We start from the raw sequence: 20,935 nt of genomic DNA, 5'->3' as shown, positions 1-20,935 counted from the left end.
TCTTGATGACGGTTCCCGTCACGCCTCCGGCTCGCATCGGTCCGGTGGACCGATCCCCGACCGAGCGCATGACCGAGGACCTCCTCGCGCGCGCTTTCGCCGACCCGGACACCGTCGTGCTGGTCGTGCGCGGTGACGCCGTCCCGCTGGCCCCGGACGGGACTCTGGCGCCCGCGCGGGTCGCGGACGTGCCCGAAGATGCGGTGTGGGCCTTCCTCGGGCGCCGGCCGGACGGTGCCGCGGTGCTCGCGGCCTCCTTCCCCCCCGAGCGGGAGGACCCCGTCGCCGCACCCGGGGGGTGGGGAGCCCTCCGCGCGATCGCCGGCGATCTCCCCGCCGACGACGCGGGTCTGCTCGTCACGGCTGTCGCGCTCGGGCGCTGGCTCGTGGACGCGCCGTACTGTCCGGCCTGCGGATCGCGCACGCTCCTGCGTCACGCCGGCTGGGCGCGGCACTGCCCGGCCTGCGGTCGCGAGCACTTCCCCCGCACCGACCCGGCCGTGATCGTGGCCGTCACCCGCGAGGGCGACCCCGACGTGCTGCTGCTCGGCTCCAACGCCCTGTGGGGAGCGGACCGCTACTCGTGCTTCGCGGGATTCGCCGAGGCGGGGGAGTCCCTCGAGGACGCCGTCGTGCGCGAGGTGCGTGAGGAGGCCGGCGTCACGGTCGGCGACCTGCGCTACCGCGGGTCGCAGGGCTGGCCCTATCCGCGCTCGCTGATGCTCGGGTTCACCGCGGCCGCGGCCGCCGAGGAGGTGGCGCTCGCCGACGGCGAGGAGATCGTCGCGGTGCGGTGGTTCACCCGCGCCGAGATCGGCGAGGCGCTGGCCGGCCGCGGTGCCCTGCAGCTCCCCGGCTCGGCCTCGATCGCCTCCCGCCTCATCCGCGGGTGGTACGAAGGCTCCTCATGAGCGCCCTCGACGGCCTCGATGAGCAGCAGCGCGCGGCCGCCTCGGCGCTGCGCGGTCCGGTCTGCGTCCTCGCGGGGGCCGGCACCGGCAAGACCCGGGTCATCACGCACCGCATCGCCCACGGCGTGGACACGGGCGCGTACTCTCCCGGGCGCGTCATGGCCGTGACCTTCACCGCGAAGGCGGCCGGCGAGATGCGCGGGCGCCTGCGCTCCCTCGGAGTCGGGGGAGTGGCCGCCCGGACGTTCCATGCCGCGGCCCTGGCGCAGCTGAACTACTTCTGGCCGTCCCTCACGGGAGACTCCGCGCCCTCACTCGTCAGCAACAAGGTCAAGCTGCTCGCCCACGCCGCCGATGGGCTGAAGCTACACCCCGACACCCCGACGCTGCGCGACGTGGCCAGCGCCATCGAGTGGCGCAAGATCACGATGCGCAGCGTCGACGCGTTCGCCCAGGCCCGGCCCTCGGGCATCGGACGCCTCGACCTGCAGCAGGTCGCCGACCTGCAGCGCGCCTACGAGAAGCTCAAGGACGAGCGGCGCCAGATGGACTTCGAAGACGTGCTGCTGGCGTGCGCGGGGATGCTGGAGGCCGAGCCCCGCGTCACCCAGGAGGTGCGTGAGCAGTACCGCCACTTCACCGTCGACGAGTTCCAGGACGTCTCGCCGCTGCAGTACCGGCTCCTTCAGGTGTGGCTCGGCGACCGCCGTGACCTGTGCGTCGTCGGCGACCCCAGTCAGACGATCTATTCCTTCGCCGGTGCCGATGCGCGCTACCTGCTGGATTTCGCGCGCACCCACGAAGACGCGCAGGTGTTCCGGCTGGAGACGAACTACCGGTCGGCGGCGCCGGTCCTCGAGGTCGCCAATGCGCTGATGCGCGGGCGTCCGGGAGCTCTCCAGCTCGCCCCCGCTTGCCCGGCCGGCGCGAGCCCGGTTCCGGTCGTCCGCGGATTCGATGACGACGAGGCGGAGGCCGCGGCCGTCGCCCGATCCATCGCGGAGGCGATCTCCGGCGGCGTCGAGCCCTCCGCCATCGCCGTGCTGTACCGCTCGCACGCGCAGTCCGCCGTTCACCTCGCGGCCCTCGCGGCGGCGGGGGTCGCCACGACCGTGCTGGGGGGCAAACGATTCTTCGACCAGCCGGAGGTCCGGCAGGCCGTGCTCGCCCTGCGGGCAGCCTCCGTCGCGCCGATCGAGACGGACTTCGTCGCCACCGTACGGGATGTGCTGCGCTCCCTGGGTTTGACGGAGGAGCCGCCGCCGGCCGGCGGCGCCCTCCGTGACGCGTGGGAGGCGCGCGCGGCCCTCCTGCTGCTGGCCGAGAACGCGCCGGCGGGCACGAGCCTGCGGGCCTTCACCGACGATCTGGTGGGCCGGGCGAAGGATCAGCATGAGCCGGCCACCCGCACCGTCACTCTGGCGACCCTTCACGCGGCCAAGGGCCTGGAGTGGGACCACGTGCACCTGGTGGGGCTCAGCGAGGGGCTTCTGCCCATTTCCTACGCCACGACCTTCGAGGACATCGACGAGGAACGCCGGCTCGCCTATGTCGGCATCACGCGGGCCGGGCGAACGCTGTCCCTGAGCTGGTCGCGGGGTCGAGGGCGGATGTCTCGCACTCCGTCGCGATTCCTGCAAGAGATCGGCACCCGCATCCTTCGTGCGGAGGATGCACCCGCCACACGCGGTTCGGGGCGTCCGCGCGCAGGCGTACCGACCGCGCGGGAGTCGTCGTCGGCGCGGTGATCACCTGCACCGCGACCCGCGCCGCCTCCACGGCCAGGTCGGGATCGACCTCGCAGCGCCGCCCGACGAGCTGACTGGCCAGGAGCGGCCACGCCGGGTCGACGTCGCGCGCATGGGCGGCATCGCAGGCGAGGCAGGCGGTGACCCCCGGCTCGATGACCGGACCCACCGTCGCGCCGGCGCCGTCGAACACGAGCGGCAGGTGTCTCACGTCACCGGAGACGAGCGCCGCGGCGCGGCGCGGCTCCACCAGGTGCGCGGCCAGAACCACCACGGTCCACCCCGGGGGTGCGACCGCCGAGACGAACGGGTTCCACGCGGCGACCTGCACCTGCGCGCCGGTGCGTTCCAGTGCCGCCGCGACGAGGTCCGCGATCGCCGCGTCGACCGCATCCGCGGTCTGCAGCACGATCCGCGGCGCCGGGGGCGTCCGCTGCAGCACCGGTTGGAGCTCGGCGAAGAAGGCGTCGGCCTGCCCGCGGCGGATGCGGCGGGACTTCAACAGGCCGGCGAGCGCGTTGTCCGGGATGCCGCGCACCAACTCCGCGAGGAGATGCTCTTCCCAGGGCTGCGGCTCTTCCAGGCGGGCCAGGCCCTCCACGCCGAACTGGAGGGTCGTGGCGTCGCGCCACAGCGGTGGGTGAGCGGGATTCAAACGCAGCATGGCCCGATTGTGCTCCGCCGGGTGGACGGCCGGGGGGCCTGTCCACACCCGGCGCCGGCGCGGAGCGATTCCCGGTGGTGGGGAGGAGCGGTCAGACCTGTCGCGGGCCATCCGGCGCGGTGTCGTCCGGGTCGGACCCGGGGGCGGGTTCCCCGTCGCCGCTCTCCTCGGCCAGAAGCCGAGCGAGAGCGTCGTCGATCGCGTCGTTCTGCGGCGCCTCGCCGCGCGCCTGCGCCGACAGGCGGGCCACGAGGCCCGCGGGATCGTCGATGTCCTCGGCGGTCGGAATGAGGTCGGGGTAGTCCCACAGTGCGTCGCGACCGGCCACCCCCACCGCCTCGGTGACGGCCCGCCACAGGGCGGCGGCTTCGCGCATCCGCCGTGGCCGCAACTCCAGCCCCACCAGGGAGCTCAGCGCCTGCTCGGCGGGGCCTCCCACCGCGCGCCGACGGCGGACGGCCTCGGCGATGCGCTCGGCCGAGGGCAGGCGCGTCGTGGCGTCGGCCGTGACGACGTCCACCCACCCCTCGATCGTGGCCAGGAGGTTCTCCAGCCTGCTGAGGGCGGCCGTCTGCTCCTCGGACCGCGGCGGCAGGAGCGCGCCGCTCTCCAGCGCACGGCGGAGTTCTTCCGGCTCCGAGGGGTCGAAGCGCTCGGCCAGCTGCTCCAGGGCGTCGGTGTCGACGTGGATGCCGGAGGCGAACTCGCGCACCTGCGAGATGACCTGGAGGTGCAGCCACCGGGCATGCCGGAACAGGCGTGCGTGGGCGAGCTCGCGGGTGGCGAGATAGAGCGCGAGCTGGTCGTCGGGGATCTCCAGATCGCGACCGAAGTCGGCGAAGTTCTGCGGCACGATGGCCGCGTCGCCGGCGGGCATGACCGGGATGCCCACGTCTCCGCCGCTGACCACCTCGGTGGACAGGCGGCCGACGACATGACCGAGCTGGGTGGCGAACAGCGACCCCCCGACGCTGCGCATGAGACGCCCGGCGCCGGCGATGAGATCCTGCATGTCTTCCGGCGCCTGCGCGCCCAGCGCGTTGGTGAGCGCATCCGCGATGGAGGTGGCCACCGGCTCCGCCAGTTCCTGCCACACGGGAAGGGTGGCCTCCACCCAGGCCCCGCGCGTGATCGCGCGCGGCGGGGCGGCGAGGTCGGAGATCGTCGTCGCCTCGCTCAGCCACAGGGCGGCCAGTCCCAGCGCCGCATCCACGTCGGTGCGCTGGCCGGCGGTGATGCCGCGGTCGTCCTGATTGGCGATGTGCAGCGCCTGGCGCTTGGCCAGCTCCCACGAGATGCCGTCGTCGCCGGAGGCGAACGCGCCCTGCAGGTGGCGCATCATGGTCTGCATCGTCGCGGGGTCGATGGGCATGCCCGACAGCCGCGACAGCTGCTCCGCATCCATCGCGCCGCCCTCTCCCGAGAGCAGGCGACGCAGAAGCTCCTGGAACTCCTCTTCGGGGCTCCGGTCCTCGTCCGCCACTTCAGCCGCCTTTCAGCCGGGTTTTGTTCTGGCGATCTACGCTAGTCGTACGCACTACTCGCACTCCCCGGCTGACCCTCTGGTCTCTTACGCCGGTCGCGAACGACCAGCGAAGAAAGGCCTCTCGTGGCGCTGTTCGACGAGAACACAACCATCGTGCCCGCGCCTCGCCGCCGCTGGAGCCGCAGCGCGATCACGGGGCTCTGGGCGCTGTGCATCGCCCTCGTCGCACTGCTGCTCCTCACCTTCCTGCCCACCGCCTACGTGATCCAGCAGCCGGGTCCGGTGTACAACACCCTTGGGACGGTGACCGACGCCGACGGCGAGGAGGTGCCGCTCATCTCCGTGGAGGACGCCGAGACCTACCCGCCCGAGGGGGCGCTGGACCTCCTCACGGTGCAGGTGGTCGGGAACCCCGAACGCCGGCCATCCTGGTTCGAGCTGGCGGTGGCCTGGTTCGACCCCTCCCGCGCGGTGATTCCGCTGGACCGGGTCTTTCCGCCGGGGCAGAGCACCGTGCAGCGCAACGAGGAGAACGCCGCGCTCATGGTCGACTCGCAGCAGGAGGCGACCGCGGCGGCGATGAGCGAGCTCGGTTACGACGTCACGGCGGAGATCGCGATCCATTCCCTCACCGACGACTCCGCCGCCGAAGGCCTCCTCGAACCGGGCGACGTCGTCCTCGGCGCCGGCGGCGATGAGGTCTCGGACGCCCAGCAGGTGCGCGACGCCGTCGTGGCCGGCCGCGGCGCGCCGGTGACGCTCCTGATCGAGCGCGACGGAGCCGAGCGCGAGGTCTCGGTGACGCCGCGCGAGACCGAGGCCGAGGGCGAGACGACGTGGCTCGTGGGCGTTCGGCTCACCGCCGTGTACGACTTCCCGTTCGAGGTCACCATCCAGCTCGACGACGTGGGGGGTCCGAGTGCCGGCATGATGTTCGCCCTCGGGATCATCGACGTGCTCACCCCGGGCGATCTCACCGGCGCGCAGCAGATCGCCGGAACCGGCACCATCGACGCGGCCGGCGAGGTGGGGCCCATCGGCGGCATCCGTCAGAAGCTGTTCGGTGCCCGCGACGCCGGCGCCGAGTACTTCCTCGCGCCCTCGGCGAACTGCGACGAAGTGGTCGGACACGTCCCCGAGGGGCTTCAGGTGTTCTCCGTCGACGAGCTCGACGACGCCCTCGCCGTCCTCGAGGCGATCCGCACCGACGGCGATGTCGAGGCTCTCCCCACCTGCACCGCCGGCTGAGGGCCCGGTTCGCGGCATCCAGGGCGTTCCCCTGGACGGTGCCGCCTAAGATGGGAGGGTGACCACGACCTCTCCTCCGAAGCCGGCCACGCCCAACCGCTCCCGACGTGTCATCGCGATCACCCTCGCTGTGATCGCCGCGCTGGTCGTGGGCTTCTTCGTGTTCGCGAGCCTCTACGCCGACTGGATGTGGTTCCGTCAGCTCGGTTTCACCGAGGTGCTCACGACCCAGTGGATCGCGCGCGTCGTGATGTTCGTGGTGGGCTTCCTCGCCATGGCGGTGCCGGTGTGGGGCGCCATCCAGCTGGCGTACCGGCTGCGCCCCGTCTACGCGCGGCTGAGCTCGCAGCTGGACCGCTACCAGGAGGTCGTCGAGCCGCTCCGCCGTCTGGCGATGTGGGGCATCCCGATCTTCTTCGGCTTCTTCGCCGGGTTCGCCGCGTCCGCCCAGTGGGAGACCACGTGGTTGTGGTTCAACGGCGTCGCCACCGACCAGACCGATCCCCAGTTCGGCCTCGACACCGGCTTCTACCTGTTCGCGATGCCGTTCTACGGAGCGGTGCTGGGCTTCGCGTCGGCCGTCCTCCTGATCTGCCTGCTGCTCACCGCCCTCGTGGCGTACCTGTACGGCTCCGTGCGGGTGGGCCAGCGGGAGTTGCGCATCTCCAAGGCGGCACGCATCCAGTTGGCCGTCCTCGCCGGTCTCTACGTCCTCGTGCAGGGCGCGAGCCTCTACCTGGACCGCTACCGCACGCTGGTCGAGGCGGGGGACCGCATCACCGGACCCGGCTACACCGGCGTCAACGCCACCATCCCCGGCCAGACGATCCTCGCGATCATCGCCGTTCTGGTGGCGATCCTCTTCTTCGTCACCGCCGTGATCGGCCGCTGGCGCTACCCCCTCATCGCGACGGCGCTGCTGGTGGTGTCCTCCCTCGTGCTCGGCGTCGGATATCCGTGGGTGGTCACCACGTTCCAGGTGCGCCCGAACACGCTGCAGCTGGAGAGCGAGTACTTCCAGCGCAACATCGACATGACCAAAGAGGCGTACGGGATCGACGATCTCGAGAAGCAGGACTTCACCGCCGAGACCGACGTCGCGGCGGGGCAGTTGCGCGCGGATGCGGCGACCACGGCGCAGATCCGCATCATGGACCCGGCCATCATCGGCCCCACCGTCCGCCAGCTGGAGCAGTACCGCGCCTACTACCAGTTCCCCGACGTGCTGGACGTGGACCGGTACCAGATCGACGGCCAGTCGCAGGACACCATCGTCGCGGTGCGCGAACTCAACATGGACCAGCTCTCCGACGCCGGCACATGGCAGAACACCTCGCTGGTGTACACGCACGGCTATGGCATGGTGGCCGCAGCCGGCAACGAGCGCACGCCGGACGGCGACCCGGTCTTCCTCGAGCAGGCCATCCCGTCCACGGGCTTCCTCTCCGAGACCGACTTCGAGCCGCGCGTGTACTTCGGCGAGTACTCACCGGAGTACTCCATCGTCGGCGCGCCGGAGGGGACAGAGCCGATCGAGCTCGACTATCCGATCGGCAGCGACGGCGGCTCCGACACCCGCACCACCTTCACCGGCGACGGCGGCCCGAGCGTGGGGAACGTGTTCAACCGCCTCATCTACGCGCTGAAGTTCCAGTCGGAGCAGATCCTCTTCTCCGACGCCGTCAACGAGGACTCGCAGATCCTCTACGACCGCGACCCGAGCGAACGCATCCGGAAGGTGGCGCCGTACCTCACGCTGGACAGCGACCCGTATCCCACCGTCGTCGACGGGCGCATCCAGTGGGTCATCGACGCCTACACCACGAGCGCGAACTTCCCGTACTCGTCCGGCGTGAGCCTGTCCTCGGCCATCGCCGACACGAACAACCCCGCGCCCCGCTACGCGCTGGACGACATCAATTACATCCGCAACTCGGTCAAGGCCACCGTCGACGCCTACGACGGCAGCGTGACGCTCTACGCGTGGGATGACGAGGACCCGGTGCTGCAGGCGTGGCAGAACGTCTACCCCACCGCCCTCGAGCCCTACAGCGAGATGTCGGCCGACTTGATCAGCCACGTGCGCTACCCCACCGACCTGTTCAAGGTGCAGCGGTCGATGCTCGGGGTCTACCACGTCGACGACGCGCGGTCCTTCATCCAGCGCGACAACGCGTGGGCGACGCCGGACGACCCACAGGATGACAGCCGCCTGCAGCCGCCGTACTACCTGACGATGCAGATGCCGGGTCAGGAGGCACCGACGTACTCGATGTTCACGACCTTCATCCCCTCGTCGCAGGGGAGCAGCCGCAACGTGCTCACCGGGTATCTCGCGGTGGACTCCGATGCCGGATCCGAGGAGGGCACCAAGGGCGAGGATTACGGCAAGCTGCGCATGCTCGTGATCGACTCCGCCACGACCATCCCCGGCCCCGGGCAGGTGCAGAACACGTTCAACTCCGACACGGCCGTCTCCTCGCAGATCAACATCCTGCAGCAGGGCCAGTCGCAGGTGCTTCCCGGCAACCTGCTGACCCTCCCGGTCGGCGGCGGACTCCTGTACGTGCAGCCGGTCTTCGTGCAGTCCTCCAGCGGCACGCAGCTGCCGCAGCTGCGTCGCGTCCTGGTCGCCTTCGGAGAGCAGATCGCCTTCGAAGAGACCCTGAACGAGGCGCTGGACGAGCTGTTCGGCGGCGACTCCGGTGCCGACACCGGCGACGGCGAGGTGATCCCGGACGAGCCGGATCAGGCTCCCACCGACCCGGGCGAGGGTACCGAACAACCGGAGACCCCCACGGTCCCCGCGGACGAGTACCAGGCAGCGCTCGAAGAGGCGCGAACCGCCCTCACCGAACGCCAGGCGGCCCTGCAGGCCGGCGACTTCGCGGCCTTCGGTGAAGCGGACGCCCGCCTCACCGCAGCCGTCGAGCGGCTCCTCGCGCTCGAAGAGGCCCAGAGCGGCGAGTGATGTCCCGCTTCTGCAGGATCTGAGCCGTCAGAACCTGCAGAAGTGGGACACCGCGCGGGGGTCTCAGGGTCGAATCAGCGCCCACCAGATCAGCAGAAGGGTCGCGCCGAAGCCGGCGACCTGGTTGATCCACAGGAACCGGCTCCAGCCGGCCGTCGCCCGATCGGCGGTCGCGTCGGTGACCGATCGATAGGGCCACACGACGGCCAGGTAGGGCAGCACGAGCGCCGCGGCCAGGGGTCCGGGCCATGCCGTGGCCAGCATGACGAGCCCCGCCAGCGCATAGCAGAGGAGTGCGAAGCGCACCGTCCACCGTGCCCCGCGGGCGGTCGCGATCGACGAGATGTCCGCGGCGCGATCGGCGGCGACATCCTGCACGGCCCCGAAGGCGTGCGAGGCGACGCCCCACAGCCCGAAGGCCACGATGATCACGACGAGCTGCCACGTCCAGGTCGCACCGGCCAGGACGAGCCCGTAGACCGCGGGGGAGAAGAAGTGGATGCTGCTGGTCACCGAGTCGGCGAAGGGCCGCTCCTTCAGCCGCAGAGGCGGCGCGGAGTAGAACACGACGAAGAACAGGCTCGCGGCGAGGACGAGCCACGAGAGCGGACCGCCGAGGATCACCAGCGCGACGATGAACGGGACGCACCCCAGGGCCGCGGACCACAGCGTGACTCGATGCATCCGGCGGTCAAGGACCGCGCCGTGCGTGCCACCCTTCCGCGGATTGCGCAGATCCGACTCGTAGTCGAAGACGTCATTGATGCCGTACATCGCGAGGTTGTAGGGCACGAGGAAGAACACCGTGCCGATGACGAGAGGGAGGTCGATCCGCTGCGCGGTCAGGAGGTACGCCGCAGCGAACGGGTACGCCGTGTTGATCCAGCTCACCGGGCGGGAGGAGACCAGGAGGTCGCGCACGACGCCGGCGGGCCGCAGCGGCGGGGCGCTCACGAGGGCTCCGTGGTCTGCAGCAGCGCGAAGACGGCCGGCACGCCGAAGGCGGCGCACAGCGGATAGGCGAAGTCCTCCAGCGGGGCGAGACCGATGCGCAGGCCGGACAGGTGCTCGGGCGGGTAGGTGAACAGGTCCAGGGCGATCATGACGTTGTCGAACACCGCAGTCAGGGCCATGAGCACGAGCGCCGCAGCGGCGGAGGATCGCATCCGCGCACCGAACCGCGGGCGGAGGGCCGACAGCGCCGTCACCATCGCGGTGACCACGAGGAAGGGCACGATCAGGAGCGGATACGTCATGCCCGCGCCCCCCGGCGGGTGAGCAGACGGTCCGCCCCCGCCCACGACACGAGGGCGAGGTAGCACAGGAACGCCAGGAACACCGGCTCCTCCAGCGGCAGGTGGGGCGCGAGGTCGACGCCCAGGAGGAGCGGGCTTCCGCCCTTGACGAACACCCCGGTGAGGATCCCCGCCGCATCCCACGCCAGGAAGAACGCCGTTCCCACCGCCACCGCACCCAGCGTCGCCCACGGCGCACGCGGCCCGATCAGGCGCAGCCGGATGTCCAGGACGATCATCCCGGCCGCGGAGATCAGGATGGCGAGCAGGTAGAGGCCCGGCACCCTCACACCGCCGTGGCGACGGGCTCGGCCACGGGCCCGGGGGAGCGGTCACCGCGCAGCCGTTTGAGAACGAGCTCGGCCGAGATGAGGCACATCGGCAGACCGATCCCGGGGAGGGCCGAGGTTCCGGCGTAGTAGAGGCCACGCACGCGGCGGGAGGCGTTGCGCGGGCGGAAGACGGCGCTCTGGCGGAGGGTGTGCGCCAGCCCCAGCGCGTTGCCCCGCCATGAGTTCAGATCGGCGGCGAAGTCACCCGGGGCGATCGTCCGGCGGACGACGATGCGCTCGGCGAGGTCGGGGATGCCGCACCACTGCGAGATCTGCTCGAGCACGCGATCGGCGGCGGCCTCGATGGCCGCGTCCCCGCCGCTGCCCACCCCGCCCCGCCCGAGCGCCGGGTCGGCGGGCACCGGCACGAGCACGAAGAGGTTCTCGTCGCCGTCCGGGGCGACGGTGGCGTCCGTCGCGCTGGGCCGGCACACGTACAGGGACGCGGGCGAGGGGATGCGGGAGTCCGGACCGAAGATCGCCTCGAAGTTCTCCCGCCAGGCGGGGGCGAACAGCAGCGAGTGATGGGCGAGCTGGGGAAGGGACCCGCGGACGCCCAGGAGCACCAGGAGGGCGCCCGGGCTGGGCGTGCGGGTGCGCCACCAGCTCTCCGGATAGGTCCGGTCGGCCGGGTCGGAGAGGAGGCGGGTCTCGGTGTGGTGGAGATCCGCGGTGGAGACCACCACATCGGCCGGCACCACCTCGCCGGATCCCAGCCGCACCCCACGGGTCGCGCCGCCCTGTACGAGGATCTCCGCCACCGGCGCCGCCGTGCGCACGAGCGCGCCGTTGTGGCGGGCGAGGCGCTCGATGGCCGCGATGAGAGCGGTGAATCCGCCTCGCGGGTAACGCACGCCGTCGTTCATGTCGAGGTGGCTCATCAGGTGGTAGAGGCTCGGCACCCCGTAGGGCGATCCGCCGAGGAAGACGGCCGGGTACTCCAGGATCTGCCGCAGCCGCGGGTCGGTGAAGCGCGACTCGACATGCCGGGCCAGGGAGCGGGTCAACAGCGGCAGGAGGCGCGGCAGGCGGCGCACCACGGCGGGATCGCGGAGCCCGGCGGTCGACGAGTACGGGTCGTACAGGAAACGGCTGACGGCCAGGTCGTACGCGTCGGCAGCCGAATCCAGGTAGGCGTCCAGCCGGGCGCCGGCGCCGGGCTCGACGGATTCGAACAGCGAGGTCGCCGCATCCCGCCCCGACACCACATCCAGCGGATGCGTGCCCTCCGCGCCGAACACGCGGTAGGCCGGATGCAGCGGCACGAGGTCGAGCTGTTCCTCGGCGCTGGTGCCCAGCAGCGCGAAGAAGTGCTCGAAGACCTCCGGCATGAGGTACCAGCTGGGGCCGGTGTCGAAGCGGAACCCGTCCTGCTCCCACGAGCCCGCCCGCCCGCCGACCTCCGCGCGCGCTTCGCACACGGTCACGTCGTGCCCCTCGGCGGCGAGGAGTGCTGCGCAGGCCAGTCCCGCGATCCCGCCACCGACGACGACCGTGCGCGTCATCGGCTCCGCCCCTGCGGGCGGGCGGTCACCGCCGCCCGTGCGGTCAGGGCGGCCTTGACCGCATCGGGGACGCGCACGCGCCCCGAGCCGGCAGGGGCGCGGCGCAGACGCCGGGACAGTTCGGCGAACAGATCGTGTGCGCTCGACACGGCGCGGCGGCAGTCGCGGGGGAGCCGCGGGATCACGGCCGCCGCGGCGGCGAGGTCGTCGTCGATGCGGTCGAGCACCTCGATGCGCCGCGCGCCCGCGGCCGCACCCGACAGGTAGTCCCGGCCCAGCCGCCCGGCGTCATCGTCGAGATCGCGGAGGAAGTTCACGTCCTGGAAGGCCGCGCCCAGGCGCCGGGCGCCGTCGGCGAGGCCGTCGGGGGCCGCGGCGGGACGGGGGGAACCGGCGTTGAGGAACACCTGGAGGCACATGAGACCCACGACCTCGGCCGAACCGTACACGTAGGCATCGTGGGAGCCGGCGTCGTGAGACGTTGTGTCGATGTCGGTCCTCATCGACGCGAAGAACGGGGAGATCAGACTCTCCCCGATGCCGCACTCGCGAGCGGTACGGGCGAAGGCGTGGACGACGAGGTTGGCGCTGAACCCGCGCGTGATGGCGTCGAGCGTCTCCCGTTCGAGGGCATCGAGCACGTCGCGCTCCCGCGCGCGGCTGAGCCCGGCGTCCGCGGCCGGACCGTCCACGACCTCGTCGGCGACGCGGACCAGAGCGTAGACGTTGCGGACGTGCGGCCGCGGCCGCGGACCGAGAAGGCGGCACGCGAGGGCGAACGAGGTCGAGTACCGCGCGATGACCGCTGCTGCGGCATCCTGCGCCGTGCGGTCGTAGAGCGCGAGTCCGGCGGGCCGGCGGCTCACGGAACGCGCTCCCGCACGGCGGAGACGAGGTCGAAGAGCATCGCCCGTGTCGCGCCGGGGAGCAGCGCCTCGAACGCGATGTCCCGGGCCTGGTCGAGGGTCTCCCCGACAAGGAGCTCGAGGCGCTGGCGTGCCCCGGAGGCGGCGAGCGCGTGCTGCGCCGCGCGGACGGCCACCGGTCCGGTGTGTGCGCGCGCGAGCGCGTCGCTGACCTCGGGCCACCGGTCGCTTTCGCGCGCGAGGGCGACGAGCGGCGTGCGCTTGGCCTCGCGCAGGTCTCCGCCTTCGGTCCTTCCGGCCACGGCGGCCGGTCCGAAGGCGCCGATGAGGTCGTCCACGAGCTGGTAGGCCAGCCCGAGGTGCGCGCCGAAGCGGCGGAGCGCCGTGCGCGCCGACACGGGTGCGCCGGCGAGGATGGCACCGGCTTCCAGCGGCGCGGAGAAGGAGTACACGGCGGTCTTGTTCGCGGTGGCCACGAGGATGGCCTCGGCGGCGACGCCCGCGTCGGCGACCACGGCATTCTCGACGTCGGCGAGCTCACCCACGGCCGAGACGATGACCGCCTCCTCCACGAGAGCGAGCAGCTCCCTGCGGGTGCCGGTGGACACGTCCGCCAGCGCCACCAGCCGGATGGCTTCGTGCAGCAGCAGGTCGCCGGCGAGGATGCCCGCCGCGTCGCCGAGCGCGCTAGCACCGGCAGCATCCGCTCCCCGGGAGCGGGCACGGGCGCGGAACTCCCCGCCGACGTTGAGCACGCCGCGGCGCAGGATGTCGTGGTCGATGACATCGTCATGCACGACGAACGCGGTGTGGAGGAGTTCGAAGGCGGCTGCCACCGGGTAGAGCGACTCCTCTCCGGACGCACCACCGAGGGTCTCGAAGGCCGCGACCACGAGGGTGGGACGGAAACGCTTGCCCCCGCTGCCGGCCCGCTGGATGGCGGCGGCCAGGGCGTCGGCGGAGTCGTCCCGTCCCGCCATCCGCCGGCGAAGGCGCTCGAGCACGGTGTCGATGGCCCCATCGATCGCCTCGCGGGTCGCGGGGGCAGAGGCCTGCGTGATCATGACGCGCGTCGCCGTTCGCGGGGAGCGCCGAACAGGCGCAGCTGCTCCGCCTGGAGCACCAGCCAGGGGCTGAACGCCCAGGGGGTGGCGTCCAGGGCGGTGGCCAGGTCGATGGGGTCGACCCACTCCGCATCCGCGACTTCCCGCGGATTCAGTTCGGGTTCGTCGCTCGTCCGCGCGGTGTAGACCGGGCAGATCTCGTGCTCGACGATGCCGTTGGCATCGGTCGCGCGGTACCGGAAGAGGGGGAGGGCAAGTTCGAGGTCCGACAGGGTCAGGCCGAGCTCGTCGGACGCGCGACGGCGCACCGCGGAGATCACCGGTTCGGCCGGGCGGGGGTGCCCGCAGAAGGAGTTGCTCCACACGCCGGGCCACGCGGTCTTGCCCAGTGCGCGGCGCGTGACGAGCACCTGACCGGCGTCGTTGACGACGTGGCAGGAGAAGGCGAGATGCAAAGCGGTGTCGGTACCGTGCACACTGCTCTTCGGGGCTGTTCCGATCTCCCGGCCGTCGTCGTCCAGGAGCACGACATGTTCGGTCTCGATCATCAGGCCTCCGATTTGCTAGTTTATCTAGCGAGTGGGGCCGACTATACAAGCGGAGGAAGGGAGTGTCCATCTTGTCGCACGCTGCGCCGATGCCTGGTACAAGGCGGGAGAGCGTCACCGAGGCGCTGTTCGCCGTGCGCGCCTTCAGCGACGCGATGGATCGCATGCACAGCGGGATGAAGGGCGACATGGACATGAACGCCACCGACCTCGCGGCGCTGCGGATGCTGATCGTCCGCGAGCAGCGCGGGGAGACGGTGAGCCCCCACGATGTCGCGCGGCACCTGCGGATCTCCACCGCCTCCACGACCAAGCTCCTGGATCGCCTCACCGCGACGGGACACCTGGAGCGTCTCCCGCATCCGCACGACCGCCGTGCCCGCGTCGTGGAACTCACCGACCATACCCGCCGGGAGTTCTTCGAGCACTTCGGGGCCCATCTGAACGCCATGCGGGAGGTCGCGCAGGAGTACACCGACGAGGAACTCGCCGTGATCGCACGCTTCCTGGGCGAGATCGCCGACGCCGTCGACCCCCACTGACCGCGAGCTGCCCGGCGAGGATGCGGTCGTGCGCGGGATTCTCGCCGCCGCAGTGGATTCTCGCGGATACGGGATCTCGTGGGACGCTAGCGGGCGCGCGACGCGAGGGCGGGCTTGTCCGACAGGCGGAGCTCCTTCATGAAGAAGGCGATGAGGAAGCCGGCCAGCCCGAGCGGCACGAGAAGCCAGAAGGACGGCGCCAGAGCGTCGGCGTACGCCGTGACGACGGCATCGCGCAGGTCCGCCGGGAGGGTGTCGACGGCCGCGGGAGTGAGCGACGAGGCACCGAATCCGGACGGTATGTCGGATGCGGGGACGTTGCGGGTCGCCTCGCTCAGCGTGGTCGTGAGCCGGGCGGTGAAGGCGGCGGAGAAGACGCTGGTTCCCACGGCGGCGCCGATCTCGCGGAGGAAGTTGTTCGTCGAGGTCGCCACGCCCACCTGGTCGGGCGAGACGGCGTTCTGGGCGGCGATCACGATCGTCTGGATCACCAGGCCGAGCCCGAGCCCCAGCACGAAGATCATGGCGCCGAACAGCACGGTGGACATTCCGCCGGTGATCTGGGTGAGCCAGGCCAGGCCGGCGGTGGCGAGCGCCATCCCGACGATCGGATACACCTTGTACCGTCCGGTGCGGGTGATGAGCCGGCCCGAGGCCAGCGAGCTGATCATCAGTCCCGCCGTCATCGGCAGCATGAGCAGGCCGGATGTGGTCGCTCCGACGCCCTCCGACATCTGCAGGAAGGTCGGCAGGAACGACAGCGCAGCGAACATCGCCATGCCCAGCACGAGGGCGATGAGCGCGGCCACGGTGAACGTGCGGCTGCGGAACAGTTGCAGCGGGACGATCGGGTCGGCCGCGCGGGATTCGATCCAGAGGAAGCTGCCGAACGCGGCCACCGTCACCGCGGTCAGGGCCAGAAGCCGGGGGTCGCGCCAATCGTAGCCGGCTCCGCCGGTGAGGGAACTCCAGCTGGTGAGGAAGACGATCCCCGCGGTCGTGGTCGCCAGGAGCAGTGCGCCTCCCACGTCGAAGCGTCGCGCCGGTCGGCGCGAGGGGAGCTTCAGGGCGAACCACGCGATCGCCAGGGCGATGATGGCGACGGGGACGTTGGTCCAGAAGCACCACCGCCACCCGGGACCTTCCGTGAACCAGCCGCCCAGCAGCGGCCCGGCGACGGTGGCGATGCCGAACACCGCGCCCATCGGACCCATGAACTTCCCGCGGTCGCGCGGCGAGACGATGTCGGCGATGGTCGCCTGCGACAGGATGACCAGCCCCCCGGCGCCCAGGCCCTGCGCCGAGCGCCAGACGATGAGTTCCGCGAAGGAACCCGCCAGGGCCGAGCCGGTGGAGCCCACCAGGAACAGCGAGATCGCCACCAGGAACGGCACGCGGCGACCGATCAGATCCCCCGTCTTGCCGTAGATGGGCATCACGATCGCGATCGCGAGCAGATACGCCGTGACGACCCAGCCCTCGCCTTCGGCCGCACCCAGCTCACCGACGATCGTGGGCAGTGCGGTGCCGACGATCGACTGATCGAGAGCGGAGAGGAACATCGCCGCCAGCAGGGCGCCGAAGATCACACCGACCCGGCGGCGGGACATGCCCACGTCGGGCGTGTCGTCGGTGGTCGCGGAGGGGCTCATGCGAACGTCTCTACCCGACGCCACGCCGGCGCGTACCCCCTTGCGCTTCGGGCCGCGGGCGTCCGCACCCGGTCGCCCGCTCACGTCATCGCGTCAGGCAGAGCAATAGGCCCCGGATCGGAGATGAATATCTCTGATCCGGGGCCTATTCTTTGTTGCGGGGACAGGATTTGAACCTGCGACCTCTGGGTTATGAGCCCAGCGAGCTACCGAACTGCTCCACCCCGCGGCACGATCAAAAGCTTATCACGGAACCGCAGGGGCCTTGCTCCGCCCCCGGCCGCGTGACGGACGCAGGCGGTGGGGTGGGCGGCTCGCGCTCGTCGTCCTGGCGGCCGCATCCTCGTACTGTGGGTGGTGGTGCCCGTGGCGATCCGCGTCCGGCGCGACGGAGGGGGAGACGCATGAGCGGCGATTCGGTCGGAGTCGCGGTGGCGCAGTTCGCGCCCGCCGCCTCCGTCGCCACGAACGTGGACGTCATCGGGGGCCTGGTCGCCCGGGCGGCGGCGCGCGGCGCCCAGGTCGTCGTCTTCCCCGAGTACTCCAGCAGCTTCATCGATCCCTTCGACTCCTCGCTGGCGGAGAATGCCGAAACCGTCGACGGCCCGTTCGTCTCGGCCCTCGTCGGTCTCGCCGAGGCGCATGACGTCACGATCGTCGCGGGGCTGCTGGAAAGCGCCGATGACGGCATCCGCGTCCGCAACGCCGTGGTCGCGGTCGATCGCACGGGACTGCTGGCGGTCTACCGCAAGCTGCACCTCTACGACGCGTTCGGGCAGCGCGAGTCGGACTGGGTGCAGGCGGGCGACATCGCGCCCCCCGAGACGTTCCAGGTCGGCGGGATGCGGTTCGGGCTGATGACCTGTTACGACCTGAGGTTCCCCGAGGTGGCGCGCGTGCTGGCGGATGCGGACGTGGACGTCATCCTCGTGCCGGCGGAGTGGGTACGCGGACCCCTTAAAGAGCACCACTGGCGGACGCTCCTCCAGGCGCGCGCGATCGAGAACACGCTGTTCGTCGCGGCAGCCGATCATCCGCCGCCCCTCGGCGTGGGCAACTCGCTCATCGTCGACCCGCAGGGCGTGGTCGCCGCGGGGGTCGGTACGACCACCGACGTGGCCGTCGCCCACCTGGACCGCGAGGCCGTGGAGCGCGTGCGGCGGGTGAATCCGGCACTGAAGCTGCGTCGCTTCCGCGTCGAGCCGGCCTGACCGGGAGCCGGCTCAGGCGTTCAGGCGCGACAGCCGGGACGCGGCGTCCTCGAGGACGCCGATGCGTTTGCACGCGGCGAACCGCACGAGCGTCCGGTAGCGCCCACGGTGGGGGGCGGAGGCGAACGCGGTCAGCGGGACGCCCACGACCCCCGCCCGTGCCGGCAGCGCGCGACAGAACTCGTCGGTGTCCGTGGCACCCACAGCCGCCGCATCCGCCACCGTGAAGTAGGACCCGCTCGGCACGGAGACGTCGAAGCCCGCTGCGCGCAGCCCCGCGCCGAGAAGGTCGCGTTTGTCGCGGAGGGTCGCGGCGATGCCGGTGAAGAACTCATCGGGCAGGCGGAGCCCCGTGGCGATGGCGGGCTGGAAGGGACTCCCGTTGACGTAGGTCAGGAACTGCTTGACGGCCAGCACCGCCGACACGAGCGCCGACGGTCCGGTGACCCAGCCGATCTTCCACCCGGTGACCGAGAACGTCTTGCCCGCCGAGGAGATGGAGACCGTGCGATCCCACGCGCCCGGCAGTGTCGCGATGGGCACATGCGCACCGTCGAAGACCAGGTGTTCGTAGACCTCGTCGGTCACGATGACGGCGTCGTGACGCTCGGCCAGCTCCACGATGCGCTCGAGGACCTCCCGGGAGAAGACCGTACCGGTGGGGTTGTGGGGGTCGTTGACCAGGATGACCCGGGTGCGGTCGGTCACGACGGCGGCGAGTTCGTCGAGGTCGGGCTGGAAGTCCGGCCACCGTAGCGGCACGGGGACGAGGCGGGCACCGGCCAGCGCGATGCACGCCGCGTACGAGTCGTAGTACGGCTCGAACACCACGACCTCGTCGTCGGCGCCGTCCAGCAGCGCGAGCAGCGTCGCGGCGAGCGCCTCGGTCGCCCCGGCGGTGATGAGGACATCGCGCTGCGGGTCGGGGCGGAGGCCGTAGAACCGCTCCTGGTGCTCGGCGACGGCCGTGAGGAGCTCGGGGATGCCGCGGCCGGGCGGGTACTGGTTGACGCCGTGGGCGATGGCGTCGCGCGCGGCGTCGAGCACGACGGCCGGTCCGTCCTCGTCGGGGAAACCCTGCCCGAGATTGATCGCGCCGGTTTTCACCGCGAGAGCGCTCATCTCGGCGAAGATGGTGGGTACGACCGATCCGTCCGGTGCGCGGAGGCCGGCACCGTCGGCAGCTCGCCGCCAGGCCCCCGGAATCTCTTGCATCCCCCTCACGCTAGTCGCATAGTCGGATCCCGGCGGCACCATAGAAAAACCACAGCAACCGGAGTCAGGCTGTACACGCTTGACAGAAGGAGCACACCCATGAGCGACAACCAGGGCGAGCGCCCCGAACGTCACGTCCCGGCATCCTCGCCGAACGACGGTTCCGACGCGCCCGCCACCGAGACCCCCGTCACGCCGGCGCCGGATTCCGCCGCCCCGGCGCCCGCTTCTCCCGGTGCGGGGCAGGCGGCCACGCCGCCGCACCCCGGCGCCGTGCCGCCGCACGGCGCGCCGGCCCCCTCCGGGTGGGGTGTGCCCCCACGGGGACCGCAGCCCCCGCGCGCGCCCTACGCGGGTACGCCGCAGGCGGGCTACGGCACGCGACCCGCGTACGCCGGTGAGCCGGCGGCACACGCCTTCGGCCCCGCCACCGCGACGACCCAGCCGACCACTCCGCTCGCACGCGAGGAGGAGTCCACTCCCCGCACCAAGTCCGGCGCCGGCAAGGTCGTGGCACTGATCGTGGCGGCAGCCCTCGTGGGCGGGGCGGCGGGACTGGGCGGCGCCTACGCCGGACTGAGCATGTGGGGCGGATCAGAGTCCTCGCCGGTCACCGGCCCGCAGACGATCACGCTCAACGACACCGACGACGTCAACCAGACCGCCGCGATCGCGGCCACGGTGGTTCCCAGCGTGGTGACCATCAGCGCGAGCAGCGACGGCGGGGGCGGCACCGGTTCCGGCGTCATCCTGAGCGACGACGGCTACGTCGTCACCAACACGCACGTCGTCACTCTCGACGGTGCCACCGCCGACGCCCGCATCACGGCGACGACGGCGGACGGCCGGGTGTACGACGCCGAGATCATCGGCACCGACCCGGTCTACGACCTGGCCGTCATCCAGCTCCAGGATGCGTCGGGTCTGACACCCATCGAGTTCGCCGACTCCAACGACCTCAACGTCGGGGACGAGGCGGTGGCCGTCGGCGCACCGCTCGGCCTGTCGAGCACGGTCACCACCGGAATCATCAGCGCGCTCAACCGCTCGATCTCCGTGGCCTCGGCCGCGGCCCCCGACGACGCGGAGACCGACGGTGAGGCCGAAGTGCCCGGCCAGGAGGAGCCGTTCTACTTCGACTTCGGTCAGGGCCAGCAGGGGGGATCGACCGAGACGATCAGCATCTCGGTCATCCAGACCGACGCGGCCATCAACCCGGGCAACTCCGGCGGCGCCCTCGTCGACTCCGAAGGTCGTCTGATCGGCGTCAACGTCGCGATCGCCTCTGCGGGCGGGTCGTCCGGGCAGAGCGGCAACATCGGCGTCGGCTTCGCCATCCCCTCCGACATCGTCGAACGCGTCGCCGACGAGATCATCGAGGGCGGTTCGGCGACACACGGCCTGCTCGGCGCGACGGTACAGCCGGCGGCGGCGGTCGAAGGCTCCGACATCGCGGGTGCCTACATCGCCGACGTCGTCTCCGGAGGCGCGGCCGAGGAGGCGGGGCTCCGCGAAGGGGACGTGGTCATCGAGTTCGACGGCAAGCCGATCACCAACGCCACGGACCTCACCGCGCAGGTGCGGGCACTGGCCGCCGGCGCGGAGGCCGCACTGACCTACGTGCGCGACGGCGAGCCGCAGACCGCGGACGTGACCCTCGGCGAGCTCACCCCGTAG

General features: G+C 71.4%; 17 protein-coding genes and 1 tRNA gene. 7 read left to right on the top strand and 11 right to left on the bottom strand.

The window, feature by feature from the left end:
• Positions 1 to 5: 5 nt before the first annotated feature.
• The gene (nudC, locus tag AC2DFQ_RS14795) at positions 6 to 911 is read left to right on the top strand and encodes an NAD(+) diphosphatase (RefSeq protein ID WP_484534422.1); all 906 of its coding nucleotides are present in this window, start codon (positions 6 to 8) and stop codon (positions 909 to 911) included.
• Positions 908 to 2,659 (top strand): ATP-dependent helicase, encoded by a 1,752-nt coding sequence (locus AC2DFQ_RS14790; protein WP_484534421.1) that lies wholly within the window; start codon positions 908 to 910, stop codon positions 2,657 to 2,659. The genes nudC and AC2DFQ_RS14790 overlap by 4 nt, the downstream gene beginning before the upstream one ends.
• Positions 2,660 to 3,414: 755 nt before the next feature.
• Here AC2DFQ_RS14790 and AC2DFQ_RS14785 read toward each other — a convergent pair.
• Positions 3,415 to 4,806 (bottom strand): zinc-dependent metalloprotease, encoded by a 1,392-nt coding sequence (locus AC2DFQ_RS14785; protein WP_484534420.1) that lies wholly within the window; start codon positions 4,804 to 4,806, stop codon positions 3,415 to 3,417.
• A 126-nt stretch (positions 4,807 to 4,932) separates the two neighbouring features.
• Here AC2DFQ_RS14785 and AC2DFQ_RS14780 point away from each other — a divergent pair, with 126 nt between their 5' ends.
• Entirely contained in the window at positions 4,933 to 6,057 is a 1,125-nt protein-coding gene (locus AC2DFQ_RS14780; protein WP_484534419.1) for a YlbL family protein, read from the top strand.
• A gap of 58 nt (positions 6,058 to 6,115) precedes the next feature.
• The gene (locus AC2DFQ_RS14775; protein WP_484534418.1) at positions 6,116 to 9,028 is read left to right on the top strand and encodes a UPF0182 family membrane protein; all 2,913 of its coding nucleotides are present in this window, start codon (positions 6,116 to 6,118) and stop codon (positions 9,026 to 9,028) included.
• A 63-nt stretch (positions 9,029 to 9,091) separates the two neighbouring features.
• Here the strand turns inward: AC2DFQ_RS14775 and AC2DFQ_RS14770 are convergent, their stop codons facing one another.
• The 7 genes from AC2DFQ_RS14770 to idi are packed head-to-tail and all read right to left on the bottom strand — an operon-like array spanning position 9,092 to position 14,638.
• On the bottom strand, positions 9,092 to 9,982 hold the full coding sequence (locus tag AC2DFQ_RS14770) for a prenyltransferase (protein ID WP_484534417.1): 891 nt from the start codon (positions 9,980 to 9,982) through the stop codon (positions 9,092 to 9,094).
• A complete protein-coding gene (locus AC2DFQ_RS14765; RefSeq protein WP_484534416.1) occupies positions 9,979 to 10,284 on the bottom strand; it encodes a lycopene cyclase domain-containing protein in 306 nt (101 codons plus the stop codon). The genes AC2DFQ_RS14770 and AC2DFQ_RS14765 overlap by 4 nt, the downstream gene beginning before the upstream one ends.
• Positions 10,281 to 10,607 (bottom strand): lycopene cyclase domain-containing protein, encoded by a 327-nt coding sequence (locus AC2DFQ_RS14760; RefSeq protein WP_484534415.1) that lies wholly within the window; start codon positions 10,605 to 10,607, stop codon positions 10,281 to 10,283. The genes AC2DFQ_RS14765 and AC2DFQ_RS14760 overlap by 4 nt, the downstream gene beginning before the upstream one ends.
• 2 nt (positions 10,608 to 10,609) lie before the next feature.
• Positions 10,610 to 12,160, bottom strand: a complete 1,551-nt coding sequence (crtI, locus tag AC2DFQ_RS14755; protein ID WP_484534414.1) for a phytoene desaturase family protein — start codon at positions 12,158 to 12,160, stop codon at positions 10,610 to 10,612.
• Complete coding sequence (locus AC2DFQ_RS14750) at positions 12,157 to 13,026, bottom strand: phytoene/squalene synthase family protein (RefSeq protein WP_484508891.1); 870 nt, start codon at positions 13,024 to 13,026, stop codon at positions 12,157 to 12,159. The genes crtI and AC2DFQ_RS14750 overlap by 4 nt, the downstream gene beginning before the upstream one ends.
• Complete coding sequence (locus tag AC2DFQ_RS14745; protein WP_484534413.1) at positions 13,023 to 14,090, bottom strand: polyprenyl synthetase family protein; 1,068 nt, start codon at positions 14,088 to 14,090, stop codon at positions 13,023 to 13,025. The genes AC2DFQ_RS14750 and AC2DFQ_RS14745 overlap by 4 nt, the downstream gene beginning before the upstream one ends.
• Positions 14,087 to 14,638, bottom strand: coding sequence for an isopentenyl-diphosphate Delta-isomerase (gene idi, locus AC2DFQ_RS14740; RefSeq protein ID WP_484534412.1), 552 nt, complete (start codon positions 14,636 to 14,638; stop codon positions 14,087 to 14,089). The genes AC2DFQ_RS14745 and idi overlap by 4 nt, the downstream gene beginning before the upstream one ends.
• Before the next feature lie 89 nt (positions 14,639 to 14,727).
• Between idi and AC2DFQ_RS14735 the strand changes: the two genes are divergently transcribed.
• A complete protein-coding gene (locus AC2DFQ_RS14735; protein WP_484508894.1) occupies positions 14,728 to 15,180 on the top strand; it encodes a MarR family winged helix-turn-helix transcriptional regulator in 453 nt (150 codons plus the stop codon).
• An 86-nt stretch (positions 15,181 to 15,266) separates the two neighbouring features.
• Here AC2DFQ_RS14735 and AC2DFQ_RS14730 read toward each other — a convergent pair whose 3' ends face one another.
• Both AC2DFQ_RS14730 and AC2DFQ_RS14725 read right to left on the bottom strand, forming a co-directional pair.
• Positions 15,267 to 16,832 (bottom strand): MDR family MFS transporter, encoded by a 1,566-nt coding sequence (locus tag AC2DFQ_RS14730; protein ID WP_484534411.1) that lies wholly within the window; start codon positions 16,830 to 16,832, stop codon positions 15,267 to 15,269.
• Positions 16,833 to 16,987: 155 nt separating this feature from the next.
• Positions 16,988 to 17,061: transfer RNA gene (locus tag AC2DFQ_RS14725), tRNA-Met, on the bottom strand.
• A 175-nt stretch (positions 17,062 to 17,236) separates the two neighbouring features.
• On the opposite strand from AC2DFQ_RS14725, the gene AC2DFQ_RS14720 reads away from it, so the two are divergent.
• The gene (locus tag AC2DFQ_RS14720) at positions 17,237 to 18,043 is read left to right on the top strand and encodes a carbon-nitrogen hydrolase family protein (RefSeq protein WP_484534410.1); all 807 of its coding nucleotides are present in this window, start codon (positions 17,237 to 17,239) and stop codon (positions 18,041 to 18,043) included.
• A gap of 12 nt (positions 18,044 to 18,055) precedes the next feature.
• On the opposite strand, the gene AC2DFQ_RS14715 is transcribed toward AC2DFQ_RS14720, so the two are convergent.
• A complete protein-coding gene (locus AC2DFQ_RS14715) occupies positions 18,056 to 19,258 on the bottom strand; it encodes an aminotransferase class I/II-fold pyridoxal phosphate-dependent enzyme (RefSeq protein WP_484534409.1) in 1,203 nt (400 codons plus the stop codon).
• Positions 19,259 to 19,357: 99 nt separating this feature from the next.
• Here AC2DFQ_RS14715 and AC2DFQ_RS14710 point away from each other — a divergent pair, with 99 nt between their 5' ends.
• On the top strand, positions 19,358 to 20,935 hold the full coding sequence (locus tag AC2DFQ_RS14710; RefSeq protein ID WP_484534408.1) for a S1C family serine protease: 1,578 nt from the start codon (positions 19,358 to 19,360) through the stop codon (positions 20,933 to 20,935).

Source organism: Microbacterium sp. Z11_20, from assembly GCF_057197605.1.
This window is presented reverse-complemented; position numbering and strand designations above follow the sequence as displayed.

Bases quoted from the DNA above. Each gene is read 5' to 3' on its own strand.
- AC2DFQ_RS14765 (WP_484534416.1), bottom strand. From the start codon at position 10,284: ATGACGTATCCGCTCCTGATCGTGCCCTTCCTCGTGGTCACCGCGATG.
- AC2DFQ_RS14710 (WP_484534408.1), top strand. From the start codon at position 19,358: ATGAGCGACAACCAGGGCGAGCGCCCCGAACGTCACGTCCCGGCATCC.
- AC2DFQ_RS14745 (WP_484534413.1), bottom strand. From the start codon at position 14,090: ATGATCACGCAGGCCTCTGCCCCCGCGACCCGCGAGGCGATCGATGGG.
- AC2DFQ_RS14715 (WP_484534409.1), bottom strand. From the start codon at position 19,258: ATGCAAGAGATTCCGGGGGCCTGGCGGCGAGCTGCCGACGGTGCCGGC.
- AC2DFQ_RS14730 (WP_484534411.1), bottom strand. From the start codon at position 16,832: ATGAGCCCCTCCGCGACCACCGACGACACGCCCGACGTGGGCATGTCC.
- idi (WP_484534412.1), bottom strand. From the start codon at position 14,638: ATGATCGAGACCGAACATGTCGTGCTCCTGGACGACGACGGCCGGGAG.
- AC2DFQ_RS14720 (WP_484534410.1), top strand. From the start codon at position 17,237: ATGAGCGGCGATTCGGTCGGAGTCGCGGTGGCGCAGTTCGCGCCCGCC.
- nudC (WP_484534422.1), top strand. From the start codon at position 6: ATGACGGTTCCCGTCACGCCTCCGGCTCGCATCGGTCCGGTGGACCGA.
- crtI (WP_484534414.1), bottom strand. From the start codon at position 12,160: ATGACGCGCACGGTCGTCGTCGGTGGCGGGATCGCGGGACTGGCCTGC.
- AC2DFQ_RS14790 (WP_484534421.1), top strand. From the start codon at position 908: ATGAGCGCCCTCGACGGCCTCGATGAGCAGCAGCGCGCGGCCGCCTCG.
- AC2DFQ_RS14735 (WP_484508894.1), top strand. From the start codon at position 14,728: ATGCCTGGTACAAGGCGGGAGAGCGTCACCGAGGCGCTGTTCGCCGTG.